Below are 14,269 nucleotides of genomic sequence, written 5' to 3' on the forward strand. Positions count from 1 at the left end.
GTTATAAAAATTAATATACATATGAATAGCTTTTTCCGGTTGTTGGAATGTTTCAAACGGATGTTCGTAATACATTTCTTATTTTATGATTAAAATAAACAATCAATATTTATAAAAGAAAACTTCTAAATAATCATTTCCTCTATCTAACTTCCACTCTTAACATGGTGAATTAAAACTTAATTTGTAACTTTTTATCTTAATTGATATACTAAAGCCATAATTGAATATCATCGCATTTCAATTAATATTTGCTAGGGGTGCTTTTAAGTGCTGAGAGAGGAATATTTCTCAACCCTTTGGACTTGAACTAGATAATACTAGCGTAAGGAAGCAAATGGATAAAGTAAAATTAAAATAAAATATTTCAATACATATAAAACGACAGGATACGATGAGGAGCCTGAGATATAAATTATTTGTGATTTGGAAACTGATAAACGGTGTCCCAAAAGCAGGATTCTCGGCAGATACCGTTACAATTCGACAAAATTTGAAAAGCAATTTTGCTCATCGCTCGGTTCTGCTCAAATCCTAAACACTTTTGTCCCAACCTCACCATTTTATTCTGTTTAATAACGTATTTTATTATTAATGATCGCTTTTTTCTAACAAATATATTCCTTTTTTGTGCTTAAAATTCTCTTAGCGTCATGATTATAGGAGGATTTTATGAAACAAGAAAACATTGAATTGAAAAAAGGTTTTCCAGCAAGTAAACGTGTATTTAAACAAGGTTTAGACGAAGATATTCAGGTTCCATTTAGAAAGATTGAGTTATCTGATACAATATTCGATAATGAAAAGCGTCACAATGACCCTTTGTTTGTATATGACACAGCGGGCCCTTACCATGAAGATGATTATGAAGTAGACATTTTCAAAGGAATTCCTAAAACACGTCATCATTGGATTGAGGAGCGAGATGATACTGAGGCTTATATTGGACGTCGTATACAATCTATTGATAATGGTTTTAAAAAAGAAGGCCATAAAAATCTTGTTGAACATTCTTTTGACTACCAACCACGAAAAGCAAGTAAAGCTCATGCCATTACACAAATGTATTATGCTAAACAAGGCATAATTACTAAAGAAATGAAGTATGTGTCATGCCGAGAAGACGTGGACCCTGAATTTGTTCGTGAAGAAATTGCTAGAGGACGGGCCATTATTCCCAACAATGTGAACCACCCAGAATCTGAGCCAATGATTATTGGTAAAAACTTCCAAGTTAAAATTAATGCTAATATCGGTAACTCTATTGTCTCATCATCAATTGAAGCTGAAATAGAAAAGCTTGTGTGGGCCATCCATTGGGGTGCAGATACAATCATGGATTTATCGACAGGCAAGAATATCCATTCTACTCGAGAATATTTATTGCGTAATTCTCCAGTGCCAGTGGGTACCGTGCCTATCTATCAAGCCTTGGAAAAGGTTGGCGGTGTAGCAGAAGATCTTACTTGGGAAATTTATCGAGATACGCTTATCGAACAAGCGGAACAAGGGGTAGATTATTTCACAATTCATGCGGGTGTGCGTCTACATTATGTACCACTTACTGTAGATCGCCTCACTGGCATTGTTTCTCGAGGTGGCTCAATTATGGCGCAATGGTGTTTAGCACATCATGAAGAAAGCTTTTTATATGAACATTTCGATGATATTTGTGAGATATTAGCGCAATATGATATTGCTGTCTCATTAGGTGATGGCTTACGACCAGGCTCAATTTATGATGCAAATGATGAGAGTCAAATTGCAGAATTAAAAACACTTGGAGAACTAACTGATATCGCTTGGAAACATGATGTACAAGTTATGATCGAAGGCCCTGGACATATTCCAATGCATAAAATTAAAGAAAACCAAGAGTTAGCAGATTTCTATTGTAAAGAAGCGCCGTTCTACACACTTGGACCACTAACAACTGATATTGCGCCAGCTTACGACCATATTACTTCAGCTATCGGGGCGGCTAATATTGCAAGCTATGGCACAGCAATGTTATGTTACGTAACGCCTAAAGAACATCTTGGTTTACCAGATAAAGATGACGTACGTGAAGGCGTGGTTACGTATAAGATTGCGGCTCATGCTGCCGATTTAGCGAAAGGTTTAAAAAAACGCAGAAGAACGTGACAATGCGATAAGTAAAGCCCGTTTCGAGTTTAGATGTATTGATCAATTTAACTTGTCGTTAGACCCAGATAGAGCACGTGAGTATCATGATCAAACGTTACCGACTGAAGCGGCTAAAGTTGCACACTTCTGTAGTATGTGTGGTCCTAAATTCTGTTCAATGAAAATTTCGCATAATATCAGAGAAGAACATCGAGAAAAATTAGAAGGAATGAAAGAAAAAGCTGAAGAATTCAAAGAACAAGGTAGTAAAATTTATCATTAATATAAGATACTGTTACACAATCAAATTATAAAGCATCATATAAAATGCACCCTTAAAAGTTGGACTAAACAATCCTACTTCTAGGGGTGTAATTTTGTTTTTATATCATTAAAAACATTCAAGATATTATGCAGTTTTTCGAGTTGTGCGATTGATTAAAATTAAACTACCTAGTAGAAATAATGAACTACCTAAAGCTTGAATAGGTTGATGATAATCGGTACCACCAGTTTGAGGCAATGTTTTGTTTGAAGTAGATTGATGTGTATTAGTTTTAGATGATGGGATTTCTGTAGAAGCTACATTTCCTACATAATACGTATTCAATTCACGAGCATTATCTACGGAAGAAGCGTCTGAAGTAGTTGAAGATGAGTCGTCTAATTCAGCAGCCTTTGCGATGCCATGTTCTGCATGTGTATCTTCACTTGCTAATTGATTAAAATCACTAAATTTATCATTCTTATATTCTACTTCTCCCGTTTTATAAACTCTGTAGACGCCTACACCAGAATTTGCTTTATTATGACTTTCGATTTCGAAATAGTTGCCTTTATCTATGACTTTGCCGAAGTTTTGTAAATCAGGGTTGCCTCCACTATTAGACATTGCTTCTTGTGCAACTTGTTGTGCATTGTCCTTCGTAACCATTTCTGCAGCTAATGCATGGTTTGAGTTTAAACATAATATTACTGTGCCTATTAGAACAGTTAATACCAATAGAGAAACCTTCTTCACAATGCAAACCCCATTTCATTTATTATCGATTACAACCTTAGTGTACCACTCAAAATTGAATAAAATAGGGCTTTAAAACAAACGATATCGAAACTTTAATCTAGCTTAAAGAACTCATCATTTGTAAATTTAGCTTAACAATATTAAAGGTTATTTAAAGTTTATAATTTCTGTGAATTTAGTATTTCTTTTTTGAAAAGTAGGGTATAGCCCATGCCATTAAACAAATGAAGATAATATGCGCAATTATCCATAAACCATACTCAAGCCAACTAAATTGGAATAGCTCGCGTTGTGCTAACATAATTAAGAGTGGATAGAATACGATGAATATAAACATAAGTAACACATAACTTAAGTTATAAAGTGGTTTAGATATACGGTAAATTAACAAGAAAACAATATATATAATAAAACCTATCAATACATGAATTAGTAATTCTACTAATAATGGTACTTTATTTGGATCAGCTAAAAAATCAATATTGATAAGCAGTAAAGTAAGATGGGTTGATTGCATAAAGACATCCATCATAGCCATAGTAACAAGCAATATGATACTTATAATCAAGGCGCTTAGTAGGTGATAGCCGTAACGTAACATTGTTTGTCCTCCTTCATTCCTGATTATAGTACTATTCCCTTGGTAACAAAGAATAACACGTATTAACTTTTCGGAATATTTAAAAAACATATTGACCGTCTATAGAGTGAATGCTAAGATAATATCAATTCAATAAAACGTGTGAACTCTTATCGAGAGTGGTGGAGGGATGTGCCCTATGAAGCCCAGCAACCGTCGTTTAACGAAATGGTGCTAATTCACATAAAGTAGACAGTACTTTAAGAGATGAGAGAGAGTGTATCGATACTTTCTCTTAAATAGATAGAAAGTATTTTTTTGTGTCTTCTAATCATTTAAGAGTGCTCATTTTATTGGAAAATATAAATAAAGGTGTCGATACATATGAAAAAGTGGATAAGTATTATAAGTGTTTTAGTCTTAATCTTAGTATTATCAGCATGTGGTAAAGGTAAAGAAGAGAGTAAGAAGATTACGGTAGCTGCATCTCCCGCACCACATGGAGACGTATTGAAGAAAGCAAAAGCACAATTGAAAAAGAAAGGCTATGACTTAGAAGTAAAAGAAGTAAATGACTATAAAGTGCCTAATAAATTATTAGATAAAGGCGATGTCGATGCGAACTTCTTCCAACATGTACCTTATTTGAAAGCGGAGAAGAAGAGTCATGGCTATAAAATAGAAGAACTTGGTAAAGTATTTACAACGCCAATGGGTGTGTATAGTAAAAAATATAAGCATCTTAAAGATATCCCAGAAGGCTCAACGATATACGTATCAAATAACCCTGCTGAAGAAGGACGTTTCTTATCATTCTTCGTTAATGAAGGTTTAGTTAAATTGAAAAAAGGTGTAAAAATAGAAGATGCCAAATTTGAAGATGTAGTGGAAAATAAAAAGAATTTGAAATTTAACCATCAACAAGGGGCTGAATTTTTACCTAAAACTTATAAAAATGGAGAAGGCGCTGCGGTTATTATGAATTCTAACTATGCCATCGATAACGGTTTGAAACCATCAAGAGACGCGATTGTGATGGAAGGTAAATCATCACCATTCGCGAATATTCTTGCAGTTCAAGAAGGACATAAAAATGATAAAAAATTCCAAGAACTATTAAAAGTCATGCAATCAAAAGAAATTAAAGATTACATTAAGAAAGAATATGGGGATGATGTGATCCCATACGAAAGTAAATAATAAATAAAGGTAAGGAAGAAATCATGTTCAAAGGTTTCAACCTTACCTTTATTTATATTATTTAAGAATTTATATTTTTTAATTTTTCTGAAAATATTTACAAATCTGACAATTATTAGTATATTGGTAAATATTACTTAACAATGTTTAGGGTGAAAGCCGAGAGAAACCTGGACAGATGGAGGTTGAGACACTATATATCGGATTTTCAGAGTACAAATTATTAATATCTCAGTCTCTATCAGCTTATTCATTTACATGTCCAGGTGTCTCTCTTTTGGGAGGATAGATACGAATGACTAAGTCAGAGCAACTTATAAATGAAGATGGGAAATATTTTGCAGCGTCAGGAAGAATTAAATACTATCCATTAGCGATTGATCACGGCTATGGAGCAACGTTGGTTGATGTAGATGGAAGGGAATATATTGACTTACTATCAAGTGCAAGCTCACAGAACGTAGGCCATGCACCGAAACGCGTCACCGAGGCAATTAAAGCACAGGTTGATAAATTTATTCATTATACTCCAGCTTATATGTACCATGAACCAGCTGTAAAACTATCTAAAAAACTTTGCGACATTGCGCCAGGGGATTTTGAAAAGCGTGTAACCTTTGGGCTAAGTGGTTCAGATGCCAATGATGGTGTAATTAAATTTGCGAGAGCATATACAGGGCGACCGTACATTATTAGCTTTACAAATGCGTATCATGGATCAACATTTGGTTCACTGTCCATGTCAGCAATCAGTTTAAATATGCGTAAACATTACGGTCCCTTGTTAAGTGGGTTCTATCATATTCCATTCCCTGATAAATATAGAGGAATGTATGAACAACCGACACCAAATATAGTAGAAGAATACTTAGCACCGCTTAAAGAGATGTTCGCAAAATATGTACCCGCTGAAGAAGTGGCCTGTATCGTGGTTGAAACGATTCAAGGAGATGGGGGCTTATTAGAACCGGTAAAAGGTTACTTTGAAGCGTTAGAAGCGTTATGTCATGAACATGGCATTTTAATTGCGGTAGATGATATTCAACAAGGTCTTGGTCGTACCGGCACATGGAGTTCAATCGACCATTTCAACTTTACTCCAGATTTAATTACATTTGGTAAATCATTAGCTGGCGGTTTACCCATGTCAGCAATTGTAGGTCGTAAAGAAATTATTGAGAGTTTAGAAGCGCCTGCCCACCTTTTTACTACAGGAGCGAATCCAGTAGGTTGTGAAGCGGCTCTTGCAACAATAAAAATGATTGAAGAAGAAGATTTATTAACTGCTAGCTCTGAAAAGGGGAACTACGTACGCCAACGAATGGATCAATGGATAAATAAATATGACTATGTCGGTGACGTGCGAGGCATCGGTTTATCGATTGGCATAGATATAGTGTCTGATAAAGAAACTAAGACTAGAGCATCTCAAGAAGCATTAAAAATTTGTAACTATTGTTTTGAACATGGTTTGGTAATTATTGCGGTAGCTGGAAATGTCTTACGTTTCCAACCACCACTAGTCATTACTTATGAACAACTTGATTATGCACTAGACACGTTAGAAGATGCATTACAAGCCTTACAAGAAGGACGATTAGATCAATATGACATTAACGGCCAAGGCTGGTAAATAACAAAACAGATATCTCATTAATTCAGTTTAGGGATGTTTATTAAAATAACTGAAATCAACGAAGTATTAATAAAAAAGGAGTAGAGATGATTCTCATTGAATCACCTCTACTCCTTTTTAGTTTGTTACGCTTTTAGAATTGTATATTAATCTTTAGGAACGATATAGTCTTTCTCTTCATTCTTCTTAGAATGTCTAATACCATAGAAGATATAGATGAAGATACCGACTACGAACCAAATTAAAGTATAAAGTTTCGCTTCAAAGCTCAAGCCCCAGAATACTAATAATACTAGAACGAAAGTAACGATTGGTAATACTGGGAAGAATGGTACTTTAAATGCTGGTATTGGTAAGTCTTTACCTTCACGTTTTCTTAAACGATACATTGCTAATGATACGAACATAAATGCTACTAATGTTCCGGCTGAGATAAGTTGTGCTAAGAATGCGAACGGGAACATTGACCCAATTAACACACCAATAATAGTAAGAATGACAAGCGCTCTATTAGGTAAGTGCTTGTTATTTAAGTGTGCCAACCAAGATGGTAATAAACCGTCACGACCAAATGAATATAGTAGACGTGAGCCTGCTAACATCATACCGATTAATGCAGTAAACATACCAACGACTGAAATAGCTTGTACGACAGCGGCAACTACACCATGACCACTTTGACGTAATGCCCAACCTACAGGTTCTGCATTTCCAGCATACTTAGAATAGTGGAACATACCTACTAATACTAAGGCTACGGCTACGAACAATACGATAGCGACGACTAAAGAACCTAAGATACCGCGTGGCATTGTCTTTTGCGGATTGATTGCTTCAGCTGAGTTAGCTGCGATAGAGTCGAAACCAATATAAGCTAAGAAGATCATTGATACCCCAGCATAGATACCTTGCCAACCACCAAAGTCACCACTAGCTGTCACTTTATGTTCTGGAATAAAAGGTACATAATTTGATGCTTGAATCGCAGTTAAACCTACGATAACGAATAAGATAATAGCCAAAACTTTTAAAATAACTAAAATATTCTCAATACGTGCCGCTTCAGTCATACCGCGAGATAGTAACAAAGCGGTAAGAATGATTACGACGGCAGCAATGATATCGATAATACCACCATCTGCGCCAAAAGGATTGGATAAAGCTTTAGGTAATGCGATGCCTAATGGTGACACTAATCCACGTAAATTGGCGGAGAAACCGGAAGCCACAAAGGCTACGGCAATGAAGTATTCGGCCAAGAGCGCCCAACCGGCTACCCAACCAAAGAATTCACCAAATAATACGTTTATCCAGGAATAAGCTGAACCGGCAAATGGCATAGTTGACGCCATCTCTGCATATGAGAAAGCGACTAGCCCGGCTACGATAGCAGCTAATAAGAAAGATAAAGCTACTGCTGGTCCCGCATGCTCGGCGGCTACTACTCCGGGTAATGTAAAGATTGAAGTTGATACAATTGTCCCTACACCTAATGCAAGAAAGTCTCGGACACGCAACGTGCGTTTTAAATGTCCGTCTTTATTTTGATAGATAGTGGGATCTTCTTTTCTCGTAAAATTATTGAAAAAACTGGACATAATGTTGAACCTCCACTGTTGTTTTTAAAACTTCTATAAGATTAGCTTGTCATTAATTTAATATTTATTATCATAGCATAAATCTGTAGATTTTTGTCTAAAATTTCTGAAAATTTTAAGTTTTCTCACTTTTAATAAAACAAATATATCACACAAGAAATTTTAAATGATAGAAATGATTATAGCAGATATAAAGAAAATAAAAACAACTAAAAAGGGTAAAAATATAAAAAAGTAGACTTAACGTCGCGAATCGCACTATAAAAATAGGAGATAAGTCAAGTAATAATACCTATTTAAACGAAGATTTTGATAAAAAATGAAACAAAGTTGACCTATTCCAAAATGGAATGGGTTCTATCGAAAATATGTATTTTATTAATAGTTCAACGCATACTATAATAAAACACGTAATAAAGTTACAACATATTCAAATGAATTTTATTAAGTGTGTGCTTGATCATTCCCCTTAAATTGTAGCAGAACATATGCACTGCACAATTATGATTTATTGCACATCTTGACATAAATAGAAGACTCCCATCTCACATTTGAATATGCTTCATTAACTAAGATTACAATGCAACAATGATAAATGAATCAACTTTAAATATAAGAAGCCACGACAAACATGTAACAAAGTCTTTCCCTCTTTTTCCCTTAAAAAATAGGCATGTATGTGGCTTCTTTTTAATACTAAAATTACTAATAATAATAAAAAAATATAAACTAATATTTGATTTGAAAGGATATGAATTTAGATGGCTAAAGAAAATTATTCTGCAGCAGATATGGTCATTGATACTTTGAAAAATAATAATGTGGATTACGTGTTTGGTATTCCTGGAGCGAAAATAGACTATCTATTTGATGCGTTAGAAGATGATGGTCCTGAATTAATAGTCACACGTCACGAACAAAACGCTGCTATGATGGCACAAGGCGTTGGACGTTTAACTGGTAACCCAGGTGTAGCTTTAGTTACAAGTGGCCCAGGGGTTAGTAACTTAACAACAGGTTTATTAACTGCCACATCAGAAGGTGACCCGGTTCTAGCCATTGGTGGCCAAGTTAAACGTAACGACTTATTACGTCTTACACACCAAGCTGTAGATAATGCCTCTCTTTTAAGATCATCTACAAAATATAGTGCTGAAGTCCAAGACCCAGAATCATTATCTGAAGTTATGACAAATGCAATACGTACAGCTACTTCAGGTAAAAATGGAGCAAGTTTTATCAGTATCCCACAAGACGTTATTTCAGCACCTGTTCAATCTAAAGCAATCAATCTATGCGAACGCCCTCAATTAGGTGTACCATCAGTTGATGAAATTAAAGAAGTAATTCATGAAATTCAACAAGCTAAATTCCCAGTACTTCTTGCAGGTATGAGAAGTTCAAGTGAAAAAGAAACAGAAGCGATTCGCCAATTAGTCGCTAAAACAAACTTGCCAGTAGTCGAAACATTCCAAGGTGCTGGCGTACTTAACCGCGAATTAGAAAATCATTTCTTCGGTCGTGTCGGTTTATTCCGTAACCAAGTTGGTGACGAATTATTAAGAAAAGCTGATTTAGTAGTTACTATTGGTTATGATCCAATCGAATACGAAGCAAGTAACTGGAATAAAGAACTAGATACTGAAATTATCGCGATTGATGAAGTACAAGCAGAAATTACAAACTTCCTACGTCCTAAAAAAGAAATCGTAGGTAACATTGCAGGTACAATTCAACTATTATCTGAAAATGTGACTGAACCTATCATTAATGAAGAACGTTTGAATGATTTAGAACAACTAAGAGCAGATATTATAGAAGCAACTGGTATTAAATATACTCATGAAGATGGTGTGATGCACCCACTAGAAATTATTGAAACAATGCAAAATAATTTAACTGACGATACAACTGTTACTGTCGATGTCGGTAGTCACTACATTTGGATGGCGCGTAAATTTAGAAGCTATAACCCAAGACACTTATTATTTAGTAATGGTATGCAAACATTAGGTGTAGCATTACCATGGGCCATTGCTGCGGCATTAGTTCGCCCAAATACACAAGTTGTGTCAGTAGCAGGTGACGGTGGTTTCTTATTCTCAGCACAAGATCTTGAAACTGCAGTTCGTAAAAAATTAAACATCATCCAATTAATCTGGAACGATGGTAAATATAATATGGTAGAATTCCAAGAAGAAATGAAATATAAACGTTCATCTGGTGTTGACTTTGGACCAGTAGATTACGTTAAATATGCTGAAGCATTTGGCGCTAAAGGTCTTCGCGTCACTAGCCAAGAAGAGCTTGAAGCTGCTATTAAAGAAGGATACGAAACTGAAGGACCAGTTGTTATCGATATCCCAGTTAACTATAAAGATAATATTAAATTATCAACAAATATGTTACCAGATTCTTTAAACTAATTTTCAATAATTATAGGAGTGAATATTAAAATGAGTCACGTATTATATCAACACGGTACATTAGGTACATTAATGGCAGGATTATTAGAAGGTACTGCAACAATCGATGAATTATTAGAACACGGTGATTCAGGACTAGCAACATTAACTGGTTCTAATGGGGAAGTTATCTTCCTTAACGGTGAAGCATTTCATGCGAATGAGCATAAGGAATTTACTAAGCTAAAAGGTGATGAAATGACACCATACGCGACGATTACTAAATTTGAAGCGGATGAGTCATATCAAACTACTGATAAAGATTCTGAAAAGGTTCTAAATGAAGTGAAAGAACATATGTTGAGTGATAATTTATTCTCTGCAGTGAAAATCAGTGGTACTTTCAAAAAAATGCATGTACGTATGATGCCTAAACAAGAACCACCTTATACTCGATTAATTGATTCTGCACGTAGACAACCTGAGGAAACACGTGAAGATATTAAAGGTACAGTAATTGGTTTCTTCACACCAGAATTGTTCCATGGTATTGGCTCATCAGGTTTCCATATTCACTTTGCTAATGATGATCGTAATTATGGTGGCCACGTCTTAGACTTTGAAGTAGATGATGTGACAGTTGAAATTCAAAACTTTGAAACATTCCAACAACATTTCCCAGTAAATAATAAAACATTTACTGAAACTGAAATTGACTACGCAGACGTAGCCGATGAAATCAGAGAAGCGGAATAATTTTTAAAATAAAAGACTCGAACAGTCTTAGACATAAATCTAAAAATGATAGCGTAGAGGTGATTAAATAAGAATCATCTCTACGCTATTTTTTATCAATTTCATTACCTTTTCATAGTAAGAGATAATGACTTTATCTACAACAATCAATGCATTGTCAATTGTACGAAAACCAACAAAATAGATATAATTGTGTAATAACATGTAGTTTAAAGAGAGGTTTAAACAATGGTTCAAGATAGAAGAATTAGAAAATCACAAAGTGCCATTAAAAGCGCATTTCTTGAATTACTACAACAACAGACTTTTAATGATATTACCGTGCAACAAATTACAGACTTAGCTGATATTAATCGTGGAACGTTTTATACCCATTATTTAGATAAATACGATTTATTGGAAAAATTAGAAGACGAACATGTTAATATTGTGCGTGCTTTTATTAATGAAAGTAAAACGAGCAGTGGAGGTCAGTTCACAACTGAAGATTTACGCCAAATTATGGAATTTCTTATATCTCATATTGAAGAAAATATAGGATTTTACCGTTTGATGTTTAAAGTTGGTAAAGAATCAATGCTACATGAAAAATTATATAGCTTATTAAATAGTTATCTTAATAGCTTTATAAGTGAAGAAGGTAAGATCAGTGGTATTCCATTCTCATATTTTATGAGTTATGTATCTGGAGCTGGATTATCATTTTTACGTCATTGGGTAGAAGACGACCAACGCGTTCCTAAAGAAGATTTAATTCAATACTTCTATGATATAGTTAACCATGGTCCTGCTACCATTTTGCAAAGAGAAATAGAAAAATAAATAGTTAATGTTCTAGTATAAAAGTGTCGCTTATATTTGACATATCCTTTGATGTTTTTTATAGTGAAGATAACGTAGCTATCAAATTTATGAGGTGAGTGGCGATAATGAGCACTAGAGATAAAATCATCAATCGTATCATTGGCGTAAGAGGCGAACGGGACGAAAGAGAAAAAAGTGAACTTTATTCAAAAATTACTACCGCTTTCTTAGTAGCTTATTTAGGAATATTTATTATAGCGACAATCAGTTTAATTAATGATTATGTTACCCGACAAGTCAAGATACCAACAATAGGTATCTTTGTGGTTTTTCTAGCAGTGAATATAACCCTAATGATTACTATTAGAAAAAATAAGTTAGACACAGAACGCGTATATACCAAAGAAGAATATGAAGACTTATTGAGAAAAAATAAAATGAATTGTCTAGGTGCTACGCTTTTCTTTTCTATAGTAATGCTTTTATTTGATTTAGTTTGGCTTTATATGTGGAAAGAATCTTTAAACTTAGCCTTTATACTTATTAAAGATGGATTGGCTGGAGTTTTCTTCGGTGTGATGATTTATTTTGTATCTAAAAGAAGAATAGTAAAGGAATATAAAATCGAATAGCATAAAATTATAATTCATGAACCTAATACTCCTTAAATATTATATAATTAATACATATAATATTTGAGGAGCGTTTTTATGTTAAAAGCAGATCCAATTATTGCGAAAATGAAGAATCAAAAGATTAATTATGACAAAGTGCTAAAAAAATTAATTAATCAGTGGGAGCGAGAAGATATTCGCCCTAAAATCTTACTTCATAGTTGTTGTGCGCCTTGTAGTACATATACTTTAGAGTATTTAACTCAATATGCAGATATTGCTATATACTTTGCAAATCCTAATATTCATCCGAAAAATGAATATTTGCGACGTGCTAAAGTTCAAGAACAATTTGTGAAAGATTTTAATGAACGTACAGGGCAGAATGTTAAATATATTGAGGCACCGTATCAACCACATGAATTTATGAAAATGGCTAAATCACGTGGTTTAACTGAAGAACCAGAAGGGGGATTACGCTGTACTGCATGTTTCGAGATGCGATTAGAAATAGTTGCTAAAGCAGCAGTTGAGTATGACTATGATTACTTTGGTAGTGCACTCACGTTATCTCCAAAGAAAAATGCACAGTTAATCAATGAACTTGGCATGGAAGTTCAAAATCTATATGACGTCAGCTATTTACCTAGTGATTTCAAGAAAAATAAAGGTTACGAACGTTCAATTGAAATGTGTAATGACTACAATATTTTTAGACAATGTTATTGTGGTTGCGTATTTGCAGCAATGGCTCAAGGTATTGATTTTAAAAAGATTAATCAAGAAGCCAAAGCTTTTTTAGAACAACAGTAGAATAATATTGTCAGCTAATTTTACCTTATAAAAGATAATTAAAGATTACAATAATCCCCCTTACTACTGAATGTAATGGGGGATTTGTTTAACATATATTCTTTATTAATAGTTTATTTTACTAGCGTTTAAAAGAAAAAGTTATTTTCTTTTTTTAAATATACCTATAATCAAAGCTATGGCAGCTAATATTAAACCCACAGTGATTCCTGAACTCATTTAATCATCCTCCAAATGTAAGTTAATTAATTATAGAATAATTTTTAGTAGATAAAATCCCAACTTAAATGGCTATTCATCAAGTTGGGATAATCTATTTATAACGTGCGATTGATAAAACGTATAATTGCTAGAACCGCTATGACTAGGGTTGAAAGGAGACCTGCTATTTTCCAACCTTTTTTCTGTTTTTCAGGTTCTGGGTCTTTATTCTCCATCATTTCTAACAATTCACGTTCGATTTCAAGATCTAATTCTGTTTTTTTCTCGCCATTATAACCGATGCTATTATCGTCCTCGGTTTGTTTTTGTTGAGATGTCGCAGATTGCTCTTCATTTGTTGACGCTTGATTTGTCTCTTTAGTTTTGTTCTCTACCGTCATAGAAATAATCCTCCGATAAACTTGCATATCTTTGGTTTTTAGTATAGTACAATATTCCATTAAGTAAAGTATTTTATTATTAAATTGTAGACAAAGTCTTTTTGAAATTC

Annotated in this window: 12 protein-coding genes, 1 pseudogene and 2 riboswitches; of the genes and pseudogenes, 8 read left to right on the forward strand and 5 right to left on the reverse strand. The window is 34.1% G+C overall.

Annotation, left to right across the window (positions count from 1 at the left end):
• Positions 1 to 75, reverse strand: a 75-nt coding sequence (locus tag CD147_RS12540; RefSeq protein ID WP_142382042.1) for an IS3 family transposase, incomplete at its 3' end; no start/stop codon positions are given.
• Positions 76 to 246: 171 nt separating this feature from the next.
• Positions 247 to 349: riboswitch (TPP riboswitch) on the forward strand.
• Positions 350 to 672: 323 nt separating this feature from the next.
• Here CD147_RS12540 and thiC point away from each other — a divergent pair.
• Positions 673 to 2,410 (forward strand): annotated as a pseudogene (thiC, locus tag CD147_RS03295) (phosphomethylpyrimidine synthase ThiC).
• A gap of 126 nt (positions 2,411 to 2,536) precedes the next feature.
• On the opposite strand, the gene CD147_RS03300 reads toward thiC, so the two are convergent.
• Together CD147_RS03300 and CD147_RS03305 are read right to left on the reverse strand one after the other, a co-directional pair.
• Positions 2,537 to 3,148, reverse strand: a complete 612-nt coding sequence (locus CD147_RS03300) for a cell surface protein (RefSeq protein ID WP_103166022.1) — start codon at positions 3,146 to 3,148, stop codon at positions 2,537 to 2,539.
• Between the two features lie 178 nt (positions 3,149 to 3,326).
• Complete coding sequence (locus tag CD147_RS03305; RefSeq protein WP_103166023.1) at positions 3,327 to 3,752, reverse strand: hypothetical protein; 426 nt, start codon at positions 3,750 to 3,752, stop codon at positions 3,327 to 3,329.
• 146 nt (positions 3,753 to 3,898) lie between these two features.
• Positions 3,899 to 4,005, forward strand: a riboswitch (SAM riboswitch).
• Between the two features lie 110 nt (positions 4,006 to 4,115).
• Here CD147_RS03305 and CD147_RS03310 point away from each other — a divergent pair.
• Both CD147_RS03310 and CD147_RS03315 read left to right on the forward strand, forming a co-directional pair.
• Positions 4,116 to 4,931: a MetQ/NlpA family ABC transporter substrate-binding protein gene (locus CD147_RS03310; RefSeq protein ID WP_103166024.1), complete on the forward strand. Its 816-nt coding sequence runs from the start codon at positions 4,116 to 4,118 to the stop codon at positions 4,929 to 4,931.
• Positions 4,932 to 5,226: 295 nt separating this feature from the next.
• Positions 5,227 to 6,564 (forward strand): aspartate aminotransferase family protein, encoded by a 1,338-nt coding sequence (locus CD147_RS03315; RefSeq protein ID WP_103166025.1) that lies wholly within the window; start codon positions 5,227 to 5,229, stop codon positions 6,562 to 6,564.
• A gap of 149 nt (positions 6,565 to 6,713) precedes the next feature.
• On the opposite strand, the gene CD147_RS03320 is transcribed toward CD147_RS03315, so the two are convergent.
• Entirely contained in the window at positions 6,714 to 8,165 is a 1,452-nt protein-coding gene (locus tag CD147_RS03320; RefSeq protein ID WP_103166026.1) for an APC family permease, read from the reverse strand.
• 761 nt (positions 8,166 to 8,926) lie between these two features.
• On the opposite strand from CD147_RS03320, the gene alsS reads away from it, so the two are divergent.
• The 5 genes from alsS to CD147_RS03345 all read left to right on the forward strand — a co-directional run bounded on the left by alsS (position 8,927) and on the right by CD147_RS03345 (position 13,557).
• A complete protein-coding gene (gene alsS, locus CD147_RS03325; protein ID WP_103166027.1) occupies positions 8,927 to 10,591 on the forward strand; it encodes an acetolactate synthase AlsS in 1,665 nt (554 codons plus the stop codon).
• 30 nt (positions 10,592 to 10,621) lie between these two features.
• Complete coding sequence (budA, locus tag CD147_RS03330; RefSeq protein ID WP_103166028.1) at positions 10,622 to 11,326, forward strand: acetolactate decarboxylase; 705 nt, start codon at positions 10,622 to 10,624, stop codon at positions 11,324 to 11,326.
• A gap of 228 nt (positions 11,327 to 11,554) precedes the next feature.
• Entirely contained in the window at positions 11,555 to 12,148 is a 594-nt protein-coding gene (locus CD147_RS03335) for a TetR/AcrR family transcriptional regulator (protein ID WP_103166029.1), read from the forward strand.
• 107 nt (positions 12,149 to 12,255) lie between these two features.
• Positions 12,256 to 12,762: a DUF3278 domain-containing protein gene (locus CD147_RS03340; RefSeq protein WP_103166030.1), complete on the forward strand. Its 507-nt coding sequence runs from the start codon at positions 12,256 to 12,258 to the stop codon at positions 12,760 to 12,762.
• Positions 12,763 to 12,840: 78 nt separating this feature from the next.
• A complete protein-coding gene (locus CD147_RS03345; protein WP_103166031.1) occupies positions 12,841 to 13,557 on the forward strand; it encodes an epoxyqueuosine reductase QueH in 717 nt (238 codons plus the stop codon).
• 317 nt (positions 13,558 to 13,874) lie between these two features.
• On the opposite strand, the gene CD147_RS03350 is transcribed toward CD147_RS03345, so the two are convergent.
• Positions 13,875 to 14,159, reverse strand: coding sequence for a hypothetical protein (locus CD147_RS03350; protein ID WP_103166032.1), 285 nt, complete (start codon positions 14,157 to 14,159; stop codon positions 13,875 to 13,877).
• Positions 14,160 to 14,269: the final 110 nt, after the last annotated feature.

It is taken from the genome of Staphylococcus devriesei (assembly GCF_002902625.1).
Classification (GTDB): domain Bacteria; phylum Bacillota; class Bacilli; order Staphylococcales; family Staphylococcaceae; genus Staphylococcus; species Staphylococcus devriesei.